Annotated in this window: 15 protein-coding genes; 2 read left to right on the top strand and 13 right to left on the bottom strand. The window is 46.9% G+C overall.

Annotated elements, in window-relative coordinates:
• Positions 1–9: 9 nt before the first annotated feature.
• The 3 genes from MK370_RS09580 to malQ form a co-directional block, all read right to left on the bottom strand.
• A complete protein-coding gene (locus MK370_RS09580) occupies positions 10–528 on the bottom strand; it encodes a lantibiotic ABC transporter permease (RefSeq protein WP_268685079.1) in 519 nt (172 codons plus the stop codon).
• A 178-nt stretch (positions 529–706) separates the two neighbouring features.
• Positions 707–2968 (bottom strand): glycogen/starch/alpha-glucan family phosphorylase, encoded by a 2262-nt coding sequence (gene glgP, locus MK370_RS09575; protein WP_268685078.1) that lies wholly within the window; start codon positions 2966–2968, stop codon positions 707–709.
• A gap of 31 nt (positions 2969–2999) precedes the next feature.
• Positions 3000–4511: a 4-alpha-glucanotransferase gene (malQ, locus tag MK370_RS09570; protein WP_268685077.1), complete on the bottom strand. Its 1512-nt coding sequence runs from the start codon at positions 4509–4511 to the stop codon at positions 3000–3002.
• Positions 4512–4946: 435 nt separating this feature from the next.
• Between malQ and MK370_RS09565 the strand changes: the two genes are divergently transcribed.
• Together MK370_RS09565 and pulA are read left to right on the top strand one after the other, a co-directional pair.
• A complete protein-coding gene (locus MK370_RS09565; RefSeq protein ID WP_268685076.1) occupies positions 4947–5930 on the top strand; it encodes a LacI family DNA-binding transcriptional regulator in 984 nt (327 codons plus the stop codon).
• Between the two features lie 123 nt (positions 5931–6053).
• Positions 6054–8129 (top strand): type I pullulanase, encoded by a 2076-nt coding sequence (pulA, locus tag MK370_RS09560; protein WP_268685075.1) that lies wholly within the window; start codon positions 6054–6056, stop codon positions 8127–8129.
• A gap of 43 nt (positions 8130–8172) precedes the next feature.
• Here pulA and thrC read toward each other — a convergent pair whose 3' ends face one another.
• From thrC to MK370_RS09510, 10 genes are all read right to left on the bottom strand, one after another.
• Positions 8173–9657 (bottom strand): threonine synthase, encoded by a 1485-nt coding sequence (gene thrC / locus MK370_RS09555; protein ID WP_268685074.1) that lies wholly within the window; start codon positions 9655–9657, stop codon positions 8173–8175.
• Between the two features lie 112 nt (positions 9658–9769).
• The gene (locus MK370_RS09550; RefSeq protein WP_268685073.1) at positions 9770–10840 is read right to left on the bottom strand and encodes a LysM peptidoglycan-binding domain-containing protein; all 1071 of its coding nucleotides are present in this window, start codon (positions 10838–10840) and stop codon (positions 9770–9772) included.
• A gap of 433 nt (positions 10841–11273) precedes the next feature.
• Positions 11274–11897, bottom strand: a complete 624-nt coding sequence (locus tag MK370_RS09545) for a V-type ATP synthase subunit D (protein ID WP_268685072.1) — start codon at positions 11895–11897, stop codon at positions 11274–11276.
• Positions 11894–13288, bottom strand: a complete 1395-nt coding sequence (locus MK370_RS09540; protein WP_002894454.1) for a V-type ATP synthase subunit B — start codon at positions 13286–13288, stop codon at positions 11894–11896. Before MK370_RS09540 ends, MK370_RS09545 begins: the two co-directional genes overlap by 4 nt.
• Complete coding sequence (locus MK370_RS09535; protein ID WP_268685071.1) at positions 13275–15065, bottom strand: V-type ATP synthase subunit A; 1791 nt, start codon at positions 15063–15065, stop codon at positions 13275–13277. Before MK370_RS09535 ends, MK370_RS09540 begins: the two co-directional genes overlap by 14 nt.
• 175 nt (positions 15066–15240) lie before the next feature.
• Positions 15241–15936, bottom strand: a complete 696-nt coding sequence (locus MK370_RS09530) for a GNAT family N-acetyltransferase (protein ID WP_268685070.1) — start codon at positions 15934–15936, stop codon at positions 15241–15243.
• Positions 15937–15943: 7 nt separating this feature from the next.
• Positions 15944–16264: a V-type ATP synthase subunit F gene (locus MK370_RS09525; protein ID WP_002898763.1), complete on the bottom strand. Its 321-nt coding sequence runs from the start codon at positions 16262–16264 to the stop codon at positions 15944–15946.
• A complete protein-coding gene (locus MK370_RS09520) occupies positions 16251–17264 on the bottom strand; it encodes a V-type ATPase subunit (RefSeq protein WP_268685069.1) in 1014 nt (337 codons plus the stop codon). The genes MK370_RS09525 and MK370_RS09520 overlap by 14 nt, the downstream gene beginning before the upstream one ends.
• Positions 17265–17274: 10 nt before the next feature.
• Positions 17275–17865, bottom strand: a complete 591-nt coding sequence (locus MK370_RS09515) for a hypothetical protein (protein ID WP_268685068.1) — start codon at positions 17863–17865, stop codon at positions 17275–17277.
• A 10-nt stretch (positions 17866–17875) separates the two neighbouring features.
• Positions 17876–18355: a V-type ATP synthase subunit K gene (locus MK370_RS09510; RefSeq protein ID WP_002898768.1), complete on the bottom strand. Its 480-nt coding sequence runs from the start codon at positions 18353–18355 to the stop codon at positions 17876–17878.
• Positions 18356–18394 lie beyond the last annotated feature (39 nt).

Raw genomic sequence — 18394 nt, 5'->3', positions numbered from 1 at the left:
TGTCAAATTTTATTCCTTTGCAGCTAGTTCCGCTTTTTCAGCCTCTTTTTGCTGCTGAATTAGCTTAAAGATGACGATGGAAAGGAAGATTAGGCTAATGACTACTGAAAGGAGGATGGAGAAATTCAGCCCCGTCATCTGTGCCGAAAGAAGAGTTGAGTCCGAGAAAGAAGAAGCTATAATTCCCTTTGATACCACATAAGCATAGGCTGTTGAAATCAAGCCCACAAGAACATCGGCAATGTAGATAAGATTGGCCTTAAATATATCTTTCCTAAAAAGGAAGAAAAGAGCCACTATTAAGAGAACGATGTGCCCGTAAAAAAAGAAATTATTGGCTAGCGAATTCGCCACTTCTGCACTCTTGCTAAAATAAGTGGCATACTGGGATTTTGCTGGTTCTTCTATCTGCTTAAGAATGCTTTTCACTCCAGCATCAGAAGAAGTGAACTTGCCCAAAAGCCCCCACAAGGTTCCCACGGTTGACAATCCCAGCAAAACATAAAGATAAATTGGTTTCTTTTTCATGAACGCCTCCTGTAAAGAAATATTTTCACTTATTATACACCGAAAAGAAAAAGCTGACAAGACCAAGAGGCTTTCGCCTTTTCAGAAGCCCACACAATAGCTAATTCCCTATTCACATATTTTATTCAAAAATCAAAGCCGAAACACTGCTGCCTCGGCTTTTTTGATTCAAAGAATATTAGCTGTTCAAGTGCCATACTTCTTCTTCGTATTGAGCGATAGTACGGTCAGATGAGAAGAAGCCAGCTTTGGCGATATTGACGATGACTTTGTCCATCCAAGCATCGCGGTCTTCATAGTCCGCCAGCATGCGCTCTTTCACTTGGATATAGTCTTCTAGATCCAGCAGGGTCATGAACCAGTCCTTGCTGATCAGTTCATTGTAAAGACGTTCCAAGCGTTCAGCTTTACCAACTGCCAATACTTCATCGCTAACGATAAAGTCAACCAACGGCTTGATAGCTTCGCGCGCATAGTACTGACTAGACTTGTAAGCAGATTTTGCATAGAGGTCAATAACAGTCTCAGAATCTTCACCGAAGATGTAGATGTTGTCTTCGCCGACCAGCTCTGCAATCTCAACATTGGCTCCGTCCATAGTACCAAGAGTCAAAGCACCGTTAAGCATGAACTTCATGTTACCAGTACCAGATGCTTCCTTAGAGGCCAAGGAAATCTGCTCAGAAATATCACCAGCCGCAATCAAGAAGCTAGACGCTGTAACATTGTAGTTTTCTACCATAACTACTTGCAGGTGTGGAGCCACTTGAGGATCATTAGCAATCACTTCTGACAAGCAAAGGATGAGGTGGATGATGTCCTGTGCAATAGTGTAAGCAGGAGCAGCCTTACCACCGAAGAAGACAGTGATTGGACGAGCAGGGATGTTACCAGCCTTGATGTCCAGATACTTGTGGATAACATACAGAGCGTTCATTTGTTGGCGCTTGTACTCATGAAGACGCTTGATTTGGATATCAAAGATAGATTCTGGATTGATTTCCACGCCTTGTGCTTCCTTCAAGTGACGAGCCAATTTACGCTTGTTGTGAGCCTTGATACCTTCCAATTTTTCTTTAACATTTGCAGCGCCAGTGAATTCCAACAAGCCTTCGAGCTTAGTTGCGTCATGGTGCCAGTCGCGGCCCAGCAACTCATCTAGATAATGAGACAGACGTGGGTTGGCATGCATGAGCCAGCGGCGGAAAGTAATACCGTTGGTCTTGTTATTGAATTTTTCAGGGTAGATATCGTAGAAGGCCTTGAGCTCAGAGTTTTTCAGGATTTCTGTATGCAGAGCAGCAACCCCATTAACACTGTATCCGTAGTGGATATCCATGTGAGCCATGTGCACACGGTTGTCCTCATCAATGATTTGCACTGCTGGATCTGCGTATTTAGCTTTCACGCGCTTGTCAAGCTCTTTGATGATTGGCACCAGATGCGGTACTACTTCTTTCAAGAATTCCAAAGGCCATTTTTCAAGAGCTTCTGCCAGAATCGTGTGGTTCGTATAAGCAGTCATCTTCTGTACGATGGCAATTGCTTCATCCAGATCCAAACCACGTTCAGTCAAGAGACGAATCATTTCTGGGATAACCAGAGATGGGTGAGTATCATTGATTTGGATGACAGCATAGTCTGCCAAATCGTGCAGGTTGCTGCCTTTTTCAATCGCTTCGTCAATAATCAGCTGAGCACCATTTGAAACCATGAAGTACTGCTGGAAGATACGGAGCAGCTCACCTTGCTTGTCACTATCATCTGGATAGAGGAAGAGGGTCAAGTTGCGAGCGATATCTGTCTTATCGAAGTCAATACCGTCTGTGATGATATCCGCATCCACTGAGTCCAAATCAAAGAGACGAAGACGGTTCTTAGTTTCTGTCTTGTAACCTGGCACATCAATATCATAAAGAGTAGATGTCAGAGTGAAGTGAGCAAATGGCACTTGGTAGCTGCGGCTAGAGCGAACCAACCAGTTTTGCTCAGTCAGCCAGAAGTTAGGAATAGTCGTCTGTTCGTTGTTTTTCAAAACCTGTTGGAAAAGACCAAAGTGGTAGTTCAGTCCTACACCATCACCATTGAGACCAAGTGTCGCAATAGAGTCCAGGAAGCAGGCAGCCAAACGGCCCAAGCCTCCGTTACCCAGAGACGGCTCCAACTCAACTTCTTCTACCTCGATCAAGTCCTTGCCAGCATCTGCCAATTCTTGCTTCACATCATCGTAAAGTCCAAGGTTGATCAAGTTGTTAGACAAAAGTTTACCAATCAGGAACTCTGCTGAAATATAGTAGAGTTTTTTCTTACCAGTATTAACTGGCTTTTGAGCGCTGGCTAATTTAGTGTAGTTCAAAAGAGCCAGATAGAGTTCTTCATTGCTGCAATCAGCAAGATTTTTTGAATAAGTATTTTTGATATAAGTTTGTAAGTTTGACATGATTACTCCTTTCAAGTCCAGTTAGCTATCTTTATTTGTTAATTAAATCGGTATTCATACGACGGTAAGTCTTAGTCAAGCTATAAAGCTCACCTTCGACGATTGGATTCAGCTCTTCAGCTGTCATCCGCCAAGTCCAGTTCCCACCAATTGTGGATGGATAGTTCATCCGTGCTGCACTGTCTAATTCCAGCAGGTCTTGCATGGTCGCAACGGCCATAAAGCTGACTGAAGCAAAGATTGTGCGCAGCATTGCATGAGGTACTGTTTCGTACTCCTTGCGGTTGGTGTACTGAGCCATGTACTGGCGAGTGGCGTCGTCAATCTCATCCTTGTACCAGCCCAGAACAGTATTGTTATCATGGGTTCCTGTATACATGACTGAGTTGTTTGGCGCTAGATGCGGACTGTCGATGCTTTCATCATCAGGATTGAAGGCAAATTGCAAGATCTTCATTCCTGGGAAACCAGTGCGCTCGCGCAGCTCGATCACTTCATCCGTCATAAAGCCTAGGTCTTCTGCGATGATATTCAAATCACCCAAAGCTTCCTTAACTGCTGCAAAGAGCTTGTAGTCTGGACCTTTGACCCACTTACCAGAAGCAGATGTTTCTGAGCCAGCTGGTACTTCCCAGTAAGACTCAAAGCCGCGGAAGTGGTCGATACGGACAATGTCGTAAATCTTGAAGCTTTCACGCAGACGCTCAATCCACCAAGCATAACCATCCTTATCCATCGCTTCCCAGTCATAGATAGGATTGCCCCAAAGCTGGCCAGTTTCTGAAAATTCATCTGGCGGACAGCCTGCCACACAAGTTGGCTTGCCAACAGCATCTGTTTTAAAGAAGTGCGGCTGTGCCCAGACATCAGCACTATCAGCTGCCACATAGATTGGCATATCACCGACAATCTCGATGTGATGTTCATTAGCATAGACTTTTAATCTTAACCACTGCTTAAAGAAGAGATACTGGGTCACACGATGATAGGTCAGCTTGTCAGCCAGCTTCTCACGATAAGAAGCGAGGCTAGCAGCCTCACGGCGACGGATAGCTTCATCCGGCCACTCTGTCCAAGCTAGATTATCAAAATGCTCTTTGATGGCCATGTATTCAGCGAAAACTTCCAACCAAGCTGCATTTTGCTCTACAAAGCTCTCATAGTCAGACAGATCCTCTGCTTTCAAGAAGCGAGCTACTGCTTTTTCCATGATTGGACGGCGAGCATCGAAAATCTTTGCATAATCCACTTTTCTAGGATCATCTCCAAAATCAGCTCCCTTGACATCTGCCTCGTTCAGCAAACCTTCTTCTATCAGAATATCAAAATCGATAAAGTAGGTATTCCCCGCAAAAGCAGAGAAAGACTGATAAGGAGAATCACCATAACTGGTAGTTCCCAGTGGCAAAATCTGCCAATAGCGCTGCTTGGTGCGAACCAAGAAGTCTACAAAATCATAAGCACTTTGGCCAAAAGATCCGATACCGTACTTGCCCGGAAGGGATGAAATGTGCATGAGCACGCCGCTTTGACGTTTTTTCATTTTGTCACCTCGTTATTTTTCCTCTACGCCTTTTCATTTTTACTTAATGCAAACGTTTGCGTCGACTTGATTATAACCTATTTTTTTTTTTAGTGCAAGGGGTTTTTGAGATTTTTTTCAATTTATTGGTTAATGGATATAATGCTCTTTTAGGACTCTCCTACTGCCCCAATTGTTTACCGTTTTTCTCTTCTTGCAAGCGTTCTCTTTTTGTGTTAAAATGTTCTTACAAACAGAAAACGTTTGCGTTTGCGGAGAAACTGCTTCATACTTGCTTTTTTGATCACAATAGTCAGGCAAAATTACTGACCCTACTAGCTATTTTGGGCACAGGTTTGCATGACTCTTAGAAAGCAAGTGCTTCTAATAGTAGATTTAAAATAGTTCATGTTATCGTAAGGATTTCCAGCAAATGCAGGCCTTTAGGAGGTTTTTATGCGAGTTACTATCAAAGAAGTCGCAAAACTAGCAGGCGTATCACCCTCTACCGTGACCCGCGTCGTACAAAACAAATCAACCATCAGTGAAGAAACCAAAAAACGGGTCCGTGCTGCTATGAAGGAGCTGGACTATCATCCCAACCTCAATGCCAGAAGTCTGGTCAGCCAATCCAGCCAGGTCATCGGCTTAGTCCTGCCAGACGACTCAGATGTCTTCTATCAAAACCCTTTCTTCCCAACTGTATTGCGGGGGATTTCTCAGATTGCTTCTGACTATGACTATGCCATCCAGATCAGCACCGGGCAAGATGAAGAGCACCGCTTGGAAAATATGAAGCAGATGATTTTGGGCAAGCGAGTAGACGGACTGATCTTCCTTTATTCTAAGCAGGACGATCCTTTGGTCGACTTTGCAGTCAGAAACAACTTCCCCTTCCTTATCCTTGGGAAAGCTGTCTCACCTTTCATCTCTCTAGTGGACAACGACAATATCAAGGCTGGCTATGATGCGACCAGATATTTCTTAGACAAGGGCTATCGAAAAATTGCCTTTCTAGCTGGGAATAAGGAGCTGGTCGTTTCTCAGGATCGTTACACAGGCTACAAGCAAGCCCTAAATGAAGCAGACCGGCCTTTAGATGAACGCATTATCAAATTCGCCTTCGGTTTCCTTCTGGAAGACAATAGTTACAAGATTATGGAGGAGCTGCCGCTGGATGAGATTGAAGCTATTGTAACCTCTGATACCTTGGTAGCAGAAGGAGCCCTGCACTATCTCAAAGATCAGGACTACCAGATTCCCATTATCACCTTTGACTCTATCAAACCGCGCATTGATGTGGATGCCTATATTGATATCAATGCTCTCGAGCTTGGGAAAGAGTCTTTCCGGACCCTCCTCCAAATCATCAAGGACAATAAAGAAGACAAGCAGATCTGCTATCGCCAGCTGATTCCGCATAGCATCAGCACTCGCTAATCCGAGTGCTTTTGCTCATTTATCAACGCTTCACAGAACGGCCTTGTCCCAACCTAGGGCAGAGCCTGAACTTAAAAGCAATTACCCGAAGAGAAACTGACATAGAAATAGAAAGAGGAAAACATGGTCTTTCGTATTTTTCAAGCCTATTTAGATGACGAAAACATCATCACTATCGAACTGGAAAAGAGCTTTGATGCCTACTCCATCCACTTTACACTGGAAGACAAGCACAGCTCCAGCCCTTTAACTATCAAAAATATCAATAATCAGGAAGAGCGGATTATCTACACCGTGTCGGCTAATGAGCCCATTGACCTGACGCAGTCCTACAAGGTCTATGACCAAGACCGAAACCATACCGACCTGCAGTACCGCCATATTGTGAAAAAGCCTATTTTTGATGAGATTTTTGACTATGCAGGCGACGATTTAGGAGCTCAGTACAGTCCCCAAGCCACCGACTTCAGACTCTGGGCACCTATTTCCGAAAAAGTCCTCCTGCATCTGAAAGACCAGGTTCATCACCTCAAACGTCTGGATAAGGGAGTCTGGCATACCCGAATCGAGGGAGATTTAGAGGGAGCCTCCTATTCTTATCTCCATAAGATCAATGGCAAGTGGGTGGAAGTCCACGATCCCTACGCCCTATCCTCAGATGTCAATTCGGGAAACAGCTATGTCATCGATCTAGACAAGATTAAAAAGCCTATCAAACGAGCAAAAACACAGCTGAATCCGACAGAAGCCGTCATTTATGAAATGAGCGTCCGCGATTTCTCTATGCAGAAAGAAGCTGGTTTCTCCTATCCTGGGAAGTTTGCCTCGCTGAGCGAATCTCCAGTCGTTCACGGTCAGAAGTTTGGTCTGGACTATCTGAAAGAGCTAGGTATCAGCCACGTGCAGCTTCTGCCTGTCTACGATTTTGGCAGCGTTGATGAAAAGCATCCTGAGCTCGTCTACAACTGGGGCTACGATCCTGTCCAGTACAATGTCCCAGACGGCAGTTTTACCAGCGACCCACGAGACCCCTATGCTCGTATCTTAGAGCTGCAGGCAGCCATTACTGCTTACCACAATGCTGATATCAGCGTCATCATGGATGTGGTCTACAATCATGTCTATGATGCCAATAGCTATGCTTTTGAAAAAATAGTGCCCGGCTATTTTTTCCGACTCAATGACATGGGCTACCGGACCAACGGAACCTTCTGTGGTAATGATGTAGCCAGTGAGAAAATCATGGTCCGCCGTTATATCAAGCAATCGGTCAAGCAATGGGTCAGTCTCTATGGCTTTGACGGTTTCCGCTTTGATCTAATGGGGATTTTAGATATCCAAACCATGCAGCAGATAGCCGACGAGCTCAAGGCACTCTATCCTAACATCTATCTCTATGGCGAAGGCTGGCAGATGGACACTGGGCTTGCAAGTGAACGATTGGCCCATCAGTATAATGCTGCCCAACTGCCAGATTATGGGTTTTTCAGCGATCATTTCCGTGACAGTCTCAAGCAGACCATCGCCCAAGGTCGGCAAATTGAGAGCAAGAATACTGCAAGTCAGCTTGAAAACGTCCTGACAGCCAATGTCGGTCTAAAAGGCGAGGCTCATTTCATAGCGCCCCAGCAGGATATTAATTATGTCGAGTGCCATGACAATGCAACAGTTTTTGATTATTTTGATATCGTTAATCCTGCTATCACCTTGCGGGATCGGCTGGCCAATTCGCGGCTGGCTCTCCATCTCGTCCTGCTGGCTCAGGGTGTGCCCTTTATCCATAGCGGTCAGGAATTTTTCCGGACTAAAAATCTGATTGACAACACCTACAATATGCCCGATGAGATCAATAAACTAGACTGGCTGCGCTCCCTACATTACACAGAGGACATTGCTTTTGTTAAAAAGCTGATTGCCTTTCGCAGGGCACATCCGCTGCTGCATCTAAAGACCAGCACCGCCATCAAGCAAGCCTGTCAGGTCAACTGGCTGACAGACAGTTTATTGGAGTACAAGATTCAAGACAGCAAAGAAAGTATGACAATCGTCATCAACTTTGGCAACCAAGAGGCTGTCTACGAAAACAAAAACAAGCAAAGATTGCATCTCCAATACCCAGCCATTGATGCCCAAAAACCAATCGCGCCGCTAGCTGACAGTTACAGCCTAGCTGGCAAGCAGTTGATTGTGTTGAAATAGATTATAAAACATCAGCCAATGAATAAGCTGATGTTTTTATTTTTTACAATCCCAAATAATCCTCGACTGCTGCCTGCATTTGGTCTGCAGCGACCGTCGTTTTGTGGCGAACGGGGGCAGTTTCTAAGCCGTCCACAGCTGGTGGAAGGGCTACGCCAGAAAGTTCGTGCAGTTGGTCCAAAGCCTCGAAGTCACTGAGTCCTGTCTGACCGGTCACAGCTTCAACGGCTACAACTGGGAATTTATAAGGACTAGCGGTAGACGCAATAACAGTCTTGTGCTGATCACCTGTCTCTGCCAAGTACTTTTGATAGACAGCGGACGCAACGGCAGTATGAGGGTCTTCGATGTAGTCAGACGCTTGATAGACCCGCTTGATTTCAGCTGCTGTTTCTTGCTCTGTTGCATAGTCAGCCGCAAAGAGCTCTAAAATCTCAGCATCAAAGTCCGTCAGTTCATACTGTCCATGCTCATTGAGAGCCGCCATCAGGGCAGCTGTTTTTTCTGCGCTGTTACCAGACAGATGGAAAATCAAACGCTCCAAGTTAGATGACACCAGAATATCCATGGACGGACTAGATGTCACCTTGAAGCTCCGCTTCTTGTCATAAAGCTGGGTCTTGAAGAAGTCAGTCAGGACATTGTTTTCATTCGATGCGCAGATCAGCTTGCCAACTGGCAGACCAATTTGCTTGGCATAGTAGGCCGCCAGGATATTACCAAAATTACCAGTCGGAACGGTAAAGTTGACCTTGTCTCCTGCTGTTATTTCTCCCGTCTTTACTAGCTGAGCATAAGCATAGACATAGTAAACAATCTGAGGCACCAAACGGCCGATATTCATGGAGTTGGCGGATGAAAACTGCAGTTTGTGCTCCAAGAGACGAGCCCGTAGGTCTGTGTCGTTAAACATATGCTTGACATTGGTCTGGGCATCGTCAAAGTTACCATTAATAGCAACAACATGCGTATTGGCACCTGTCTGCGTCGTCATTTGCAGCTCTTGGACCTTGCTGACACCATCTTTCGGATAAAAGACGATAATCTCAGTCCCAGGAACATCCGCAAAGCCTGCCATAGCCGCCTTACCTGTGTCACCAGAAGTTGCCGTTAAAATGACAATTTTGTTTTCCAAGCCGTGCTTTTTGGCTGCGGTTGTCATCAAGTGAGGCAGGATAGACAAAGCCATATCCTTGAAGGCAATGGTCGCCCCATGGAAAAGCTCTAGATTATACTGACCATCCAGCTTGACCAAGGGAGCAATCGCTGCATCATCAAACTTGCTGTCGTAGGCATGGTTGATACAGTGGTCCAGCTCCGCTTCAGAAAAATCATCCAAAAAAGCAGACAAAACCAGCTTGGCTACTTCCTGATAGGAAGCGTCTTTGAGCTTAGCAAAGTCCAAATCGACCTGCGGATAGGTAATGGGCGTAAAGAGACCGCCATCTGTCGCCAAGCCTTGCAGAATCGCCTGACTAGCTGTTACTTTATTCTTTTCGTCGCGTGTTGATTGATAAACTAAGGTCATTCTCTCTCATCCTTTATCTGTAGTTCGCTTTATTATACCAAAATTTATCAGAAAATTCTCGCTTTTTCACAGAGAATATAAGAAAAAGCCCATTTCTGGGCTTGTATCCATCTTATTCATTCATAGATACGTGAACGTGGTCGTAGTGGTTTTCAGTTACGCTGCCACGGTCCGGCATTTGGTTCCAAGTATTAGCTGGTCCATAAATGCTTTCAAATGGTGCATAGAATTGTTGCTGCCAGATAACGTAAGAGATTCCTCTTTCAGTCATGTTAGAAGTAACATCGGCTGCGACCTGATTTCCTAATTCAGTATTCTCACCAACGATAAAGTCAGCTGCCAAGCCCTTACCATGGTCACCACTATCACCTGGGCGGTAGAGACTAAATTCTGTAATTCCATATTTAGCTGCTATCTCTTCTTTCAGAGCTGCAGTCTGTGGCTGAAGACCTTCATTAGCAGGATTGTTAGTTGTCACGCTAGCAGCGTCTGTTACAGCTGGAGCGTTGTAAGTTGTAGGTTCAACTGCAGCAGTTGCTTGACTGACTTGGTCTTGGCCTAATTCAGTCACTTCTGGAGCTGCCTCTGCTGGCGCTTCTGGACTTGCAGCTACTGCTGGCTGTGGCGCTGCTTCTACAGGAGCTGCTGCATTTTCTTCCGCAGCTGGGGCTGCTTCACTTGCAACTTCTGCTACTGGGGCAGGAGCTTCTTCAGCAGGTACTGGTGCTTGGTCTACTGGAGCTGGAGTTGCTGCTGGTTGAGCAGGAGTTGTGGGTGCTGCTTGCTCAGTACCAAAAATTTCGTCAGCTGTATAACTTTCTGTTACATATCCTGCGTTATTTCCTGCTTGGTAGCTTTGGATTTCTACAGAGGCAATTTCATTTTGTCCATTTGTTGTAACGGTCAAAACAGTACCTGGGAAAATCAAGTCCGCATTGGCAATTTGATTGATTTTAGCCAATTCAACAAGGTCAATATTCATCGCTTGAGCGATATTTCCTAAAGTATCTCCATATTGAACAGTGTATGTTTGTTGGTTTTCATTGCTCGTAATATCCGCTTTAATTTGCTCAACTGTTCTGGCAGTCCAGTTTTGTGGCTGCTCCTCAGCTTTTGTTGTAAACAAAGGCAATGCTGACAAAGCAACAGTTGAAGCCAAAAGTAATTTCTTATTCATTTTCATATGCAAATTGCACCTTCCTAATCATTCATGATACGAAATCCATCTTACCATAAATCTTCTAAGAAAAAAGCTTTTTTCGACCTATTTAACAAAACTGTCTGCCCCCTGTAATATGGAGATTTGTTTGTAACATATAAAAACTGGTAGCAAGCAAAAGAACCCCTCTAAATGGGGTTCTGTTTCTTTTGGACTTATTTAAACTCTTGGTATTCAGCTAAACTAAAACTGACCTAAGGTCTGGACAAAAAAGAGAAGATCTCCTAGAAATTGTCGCTTCTTCGTCTATTTTTGCTGTGAATATATCTATTCACTCTGGGTTAGCTCAGCTAAATCGAGCTACGGCTAAAAACTCGGAAAAAAGAGAACTGGCTCGGATTCATCGAATCCATCGTCCAGTTCCTATTTTTCAGTCGTTTTTTAACGCCTCCACATCTTACTTCACCTTCATCATTCGGACGAGGCTGGCCCGTTCGGCTTCTTCCAGCTTCATTTCGATGTAGTAGATGGTTTCTTTGAGGTCAGGGATGGTAGCATACTCTAGTCCGTTGACCCGACGGCGGGTTTTCTCGATTTCATCCGCCATGAGCTGGCAGCTTTTCTCAATTTCAGCCAATCCCAGCAAGTCAGAAAGCAGATCGCTCATGCTTTCAATGGTTTCATCCATCTGACTGTTAGAGGCCACATAGCTATACACCACGTCTCCCTCGTCATCACTATGCGGATTGTCAATATGGGCGTGCATCTTGGGCACACGCACACTCATGATATTCTCAGTCTCCACATTTAGATTGACTTCTCGCATGGGTACAGCGAAAATCTCCTTGACCATGAGATCGCTCTCCAGCGCCTTGGCCATGACAAAGTCCTGCAGGTGGCCAACCAGAGCGGATTCGACCTTTTGGCGAAGCTGATTGTTCTCACGGACAGACTCAATGAAGCGCCGCATCAGCTCATCCCGCTTGTCCTTGAGCAATTTATGCCCACGGACAGCCGTTTTGAGACGGGCTTTTAAGTTATTCAGCTCCATCCGAGTCGGCTTGACATTGAGTCGCGTCATCTTTCTTCCTCCTTGGTTTGCGGCAGGTATTGGTCAATCATATCGTCCTTGATCCGCTTAAGCTCCGTTCTAGGTAAGATGGATAGGAGTTCCCAGCCCAGATCCAAGCTTTCCTCGATAGTTCGGTTGGTCTGGAAACCTTGATTGATGTAGTCCTGCTCGAAGCGGTCAGTAAAGCGCACATAGAGCTTGTCCGTTTCGGACAGGGCAGATTCCCCCAGAACGACAGCCAGCTCCTTGGCCTGCTTGCCTTGCGCATAGGCGGCAAATAGCTGGTTCATAGTTGCGGCATGGTCACCTCTGGTCTTGCCCTCACCCGATCCCTTGTCCTTGAGACGAGACAGAGATGGCAGGACATTGATGGGTGGACGATAGCCGCTGTTGTAAAGGTCGCGTGAAAGGATAATCTGTCCCTCCGTAATATAACCCGTCAAGTCTGGAATCGGATGGGTAATGTCATCCTCTGGCATGGACAGGATCGGAATCTGCGTCACTGAGCCTTTCTTTCCTACCAGACGTCCAGCCCGCTCATAAAGAGTGGACAGGTTAGTATAGAGGTAGCCCGGATACCCACGACGGCCCGGCACCTCACGACGAGCTGCGGAAACTTCACGCAGGGCTTCACAATAGTTGGTCATGTCGGTCATGATGACCAGAACGTGCATGTCCTTTTCATAAGCCAGGTACTCGGCTGCTGTCAGGGCAATACGCGGCGTCGCAATCCGCTCGATAGCCGGATCATTAGCCAGATTGATAAAGAGCACCGAGCGGTCAATGGCTCCCGTCTCCCGGAGGTCATTCATGAAGAACTCGGCTTCTTCAAAGGTAATACCCATGGCTGCAAAGACCACGGCGAAGTTCTCATCGGAGTTAAGCACGGTCGCCTGACGGGCGATTTGAGCGGCTAATTCCTTGTGGGGCAGACCAGAGCCAGAAAATACTGGCAATTTTTGTCCCCGAACCAAGGTATTGAGGTGGTCGATGGCCGAAATACCGGTCTGGATAAATTCATCCGGATAGTCGCGAGCTACTGGATTGATAGCTTGACCGTCAATATCCAGATATTTTTCTGGCAAGATAGCTGGGCCACCGTCAATTGGCTTGCCCATGCCATTGAAAATCCGTCCCACCATGTCTTCTGACACTGGCAGCTCTAGCGGACGGCCGGTAAAGCGAACCTTGGCTTTTTCCAGATTGATACCGCTAGATCCCTCAAAAAGCTGGACCATAGCCTTGTCTTCCTGAACTTCCAAAACCTGGCCCTGACGCTTGCTGCCGTCATGCAGCTGGATTTCTACCAATTCATTGAAATGCACACCAGCAACTTGGTCGACAATCATCAGAGGGCCGACAACTTCACTGACGGTGCGGTATTCTTTAATGACGCTCATTGTCTAGTCCTCCTTGGGCAAGAATCTGGTGCAGGGTTTCCTCGATAGTCTGACTGAGAGCCTGAATTTTTTCCAGTTGGTCTTCATGGATAAACTTGCTGCGGGCAATTCGGTCACGCAACTCCACCGTTCCTTCCATGATTTCCCGGAAATAAGCCCCCAGCTCTAAGGCCCGATTGGCCTCCGCATCGAAGGTCAGGATATTGCTCAATAAAGCCACCTGCTTTTTGAAAGAAGTATAGGTGTCCACATCATCAAAGGCATTCTGTTGCAGATAGTCCTCGCGAATCATCTTGGCTGCATTCATAGTCAGCCGGTCCTTTTCAGACAAGGAATCCAAGCCCACCAAACGCACGATTTCCTGCAGTTCGCTTTCCTTTTGCAGGATATTCATGGCCTTGGTGACTTTCTCAGCCCAAGCAATCTTCTCATGCTGGTCGATATATGCTCCCACTTCGTCTAGATAGAGCGAGTAAGAGCTCAGCCAGTTGATAGCTGGGAAATGCCGGCGTTGAGCCAGCTGGGCATCTAAGCCCCAGAAAACCTTGACAATCCGCAGGGTATTTTGCGTCACCGGCTCAGAAATATCTCCACCCGGAGGTGATACGGCCCCGATAGCAGTAATAGAGCCTTCACGCGCAGTCGAACCGAGTGTTTTGACCCGGCCAGCCCGCTCGTAATACTCAGCAATCCGACTGCCAAGATAGGCAGGATAGCCTTCGTCACCCGGCATTTCTTCCAGACGGCCAGACATTTCCCGCAGGGCTTCTGCCCAACGCGAAGTAGAATCCGCCATGATGGCCACGGAATAACCCATGTCACGGAAGTATTCTGCAATAGTAATCCCTGTGTAAATCGATGCTTCCCGGGCCGCTACTGGCATATTAGAGGTATTGGCAATCAGCACTGTCCGTTGCATAATAGACTGGCCAGTTGATGGGTCAATTAGTTCTGGGAATTCATTAAGTACGTCGGTCATCTCATTGCCACGCTCACCGCAGCCGACATAGATAACGATGTCAACATTGGCAAACTTGGCCACTTGATGCTGAACCACAGTCTTACCAGCCCCGAATGGTCCTGGTACGGCAGCTGCTCCACCCTTGGTCACTGGGAAGAAGGTATCGATGACCCGCTGACCTGTCACCAAAGGCTCAACTGGAATCAGCTTCTGAGCAAAAGGACGCCCACGACGGACCGGCCATTTTTGCATGAGAGTCCCTTTAAAAGTAGACCCGTCCGCCTGCTCAATCTCGTAAACAGTCTCTTCAACAGTGAAACTGCCAGCCGAGATATTGGTCAAACGTCCACTAACTCCGACTGGCACCATGATGCGGTGCTCCACCAGATTGGTCTCCTGCACTGTTCCCAGAATATCGCCAGCCTCAACCGCATCACCGACAGACAGACTTGGAACAAAATCCCACTTAGCCTCTCGGTCTAGATTTGGCAATTGGACACCGCGGACGAGGAAGTCGCTCTCCGTGATGGTTTGGAAACGCTCCAAAGGCCGCTGAATCCCGTCAAACATCTGAGAAATCAGACCTGGCCCCAGTTCAACAGAAAGAGGACTTCCAGTCGTGATAACCGGCTCTCCCGGCCCCAAGCCAGAAGTTTCCTCATAAACCTGGATAGATGCTTGGTCCCGCCGCATTTCGATAATTTCACCGATTAGCCCCAAATCGCCAACCCGGCAGATATCCTGAATATTCGCTTCCTGCATCCCTGATGCCAGCACCAGTGGACCAGAAACTTTGATAATCTTTCCTTGACTCACAATCTTCCTCCATTCTTGGGAGATTTTTGTTACTTCTCAATGAAAATCAAAACTCAAACTAAGTTAGATACGGACCTAATTTGAATTTAATTTCCAAAGAGTATTTTTTGATTCTTGCCGCGAGTTTGAAATCTTTCTTGGCTAACTCTAGGGCAAGGATTGTTACTTTTTTAATTTAAAAATCAGATAAGGCTTTTATTTGCTGACCCTTTTCGTCGAAATTGTCTGGGCTTAGCCATTTTTCTAGACGGCTCTTGACGGTCGGCCAATCCTTGTCAATCATAGATAGCCAGTCAGTGTCTCGGTTGCGCCCCTTATAGACAAGAGCCTGACGAAACCTGCCTTCGTAGGTGAAACCAAGCCGCTCTGCTGTCCGCCTTGAAGGCTGATTGAGGGCATCGCATTTCCATTCATAGCGGCGATACTCCAGCCCTTCAAAGACATAGCGTGCCAGTAAGTACTGGGCTTCCGTAGCCAGTCTGGTGCGCTTCAGCTTGGGCGAATAGGTCACAGAGCCCACTTCAATGACGCGGTTATTTCGGTCAATCCTCATCAAGGCAAAAGTTCCTAGAGCCTTATCGCTCTCCTTGTCTACAATGGCATAGTGAAAACGATCCTGTACTGCCAGCATCTGTTCTAGCAACTTGGACCACTCTTCCTGACTTTGGGCAGGATTTTGAAAGAGGTAGGTCCACATATCCGCAGGAGAATCCGGGCCATACACTTCATACAAATCCGCCCCATGCTTGTCCTTGGACAAACGATCGATAATAACATACTGGCCTTCGATTCGCTCCAGGTTAGGCAAGTCCCCCAGCTGAAAATCCGGCAGAGCATCCCCAATGGGCTGACCTAGTTGATTGATTCGCATAAAAACCTCACAATATATCCTGTCCGACAGCCTTTTCGACATTTTCATGAATCCGCGAAAGAGCCAGTCCCGTGCTCCCCTTATGGGTAGGAATGAGCACAAGAGCAGGAATCTCCAGCTGGTCATAGTAGGCCAGGGTTTCTGGAATATCAGCAGCCATATCCTCCGTCAGATAGATAATGCCGAAATCTTCACGGGCTAGCCGACGCAGGGTATTGATCGTCTCCTGAGCTTCCTTCACTGGAAAGGTCTGAAAACCAATTAGCTTAAAAGGGAGAATGGTATCGCGATTCCCCACGACCGCAATCTTGTAGCTAGTCTTGTCCATAAATCGGTCGCATCCTTTCTCTGATAAGCTCTACTGGCAGCTGATGGTCCATACCGGTCAAAATCAACCGCAAATTCTTGACTTCCAGTTCCTTGCCCAGCAGATAGCGGGCCAGAGGGAGCGGGCCATCTGTCTCAAACTGACCAGCCGCCAACAACTTAGCCTGCAAGAGGTCCGTCAGATATTCTAACTCTACTGTCGTCAAGGTCTGGTTCCGCATTTTTTCCTCATAGGAGCGCAAATCCAGATCGTAACCACAGGGATTGACCTGGCTAAACCAAGTCAAGAAATCTCCCTGCTCTGCCATGGCAATCCAGTTGGTAGCAGAAAGGCTTCCTTCATCAGACAGGAGCTGCCTCATAAAGCTGCGCGGTTTGCCCAAACCAACAGACCGCTTGACGGTGATGGCATTGTAAAAATCAATAGTCAGATTCACCAGCTGCAGCAGGCTCTCATCTTCCAACTCCTGTGTCAGGCGCTTGAGATGCTGGAAATAAGCCATGTCCATGCCAATCTCCAACACGCGCACATCCTGATAATCCTGGTACTCCTGCCAGGTCGCAAGCACCTCGTCCAGCATGAAATCTGGACAATACTCAGCCGAAAAGGCCATGACCAGGTGCTCCAAAACCTCCAGCGAATAGGTTCCCACCGGCATCAGCAAATGCTCCAAGGACTGTCCTGTCGCCCGGCCCTTGAGAAAAACTTTGAGATTGTGGTAAGTATAGCGGAGCGTGAAAATCTCCACCAGCTCCTTACTTGGACTAATCTCAAGCGCCCAATTATAAACGGAATACAAATGCTTCATCAGCACCTGCTCAATGGCATTGAGATCCTTAATCGCTTCAGCATCCATGGCATAGACCGTTCCCTGCAGAAGAGCCGAACGGCTGGTAGCATTTTCGGCCTGCAGCAACTGTTCATATTGCTGGGGCGTCAAAAAGGAAGCCTCCTGCGCACTAATGGCTGTATTGACTTGAGAGAAGCTTGTTTCACTCATGGTCCGCCTCCTATTCTGCCTGGTCTTTGAAAATATCCTGAGCCAGACGGTAGCTTTCCTCCTGCCAGACAGAGTCCAGCAAGTCACGATAGAGATAGCTGTCATCCACCCGTCCCTGGCTTAGTACAAAACCTGCCTGGCCGGCTATGGACTGGTCTGAAAAATGCACTTGCGGAAAGGCTTTTTTCAAGCCTTCTAACTGGCTGGAGCTGAATTTCTCAGCTGATAGAGCCCCGAAAGCCAGTGTCAATTCTTCCTCTGGGTATTTAGCCAGGACACTCTTTAGAAACTGCTCTTCTTCAGCTGGTGACCAAGCCGCCATCTGAGCATAAGCCTCTTCAAAAAGCTCTCTGAGAACCCGCTGCTTGATGACCAAGGTAGATTGACGTTTTTGATTTTCCAGTTGCTGAATATCGCGCTGACTGCGCCGGCTGATTTCTTTCAGCTGCTGTTCCCGCTGTCCAAGCTTTTGCCGAACCAGCTGGGCCTCACGTTCCTTGGCTTCCTGTTCTATTTTCTCAGTAGCCTCGGCCAAAAGCAGACGCCCCTTCTCGTGAGCCTGCTCCAAGACAGAAGCTTTGAGATCTGATATGTCAGACATAAAAGCCTCCTTACTTCACATTCAGAACCATGATGAAGGAAACAACGAAGGCCAAGATGGCATAGGTTTCAACCATGGCCGCTAGGATAACCCCTTTCATGACCTCTTCTGGACGCTTGGCCAAAATCTGAATACCAGCTGTCGCCACTCGTCCTTGATGCTTGGCTGAAAAGTAACCAACAATCGCAACTGGCAAAGCAGCTAGGAAATAAGCCACGCCTGATTGCAGAGCCAATTCTGGCTTGATATTAAAGAAGACGGTAATCCCGATAACAAAGCCGTAGAGACCTTGGGTACCTGGCAAAAGCTGCAGAATCAGAGCTTGAGCGAATTTTTCTGGCTGTTCTTTCAAGAGGGCTGCCGCTGCCTGACCCGTGCTTCCAACACCCAGCGCTGAACCCATTCCGCTGAGAAAAACCGCCAAAGCTACTCCCAGACCTGCAAAAAAGGCGCCGCCGTATGTTCCAAAATATGATGCTAAATGTTCCATGATTTACTCCTATGAAAATGCTGTAATCATCGTAAAATC

Origin of the sequence: Streptococcus sanguinis, from assembly GCF_026781265.1 — a bacterium.
In the GTDB taxonomy this organism is placed as follows: domain Bacteria; phylum Bacillota; class Bacilli; order Lactobacillales; family Streptococcaceae; genus Streptococcus; species Streptococcus sanguinis_T.
Note: the sequence above shows the minus strand (reverse complement) of the source record. Positions and strands in the feature narration are given on the sequence as shown.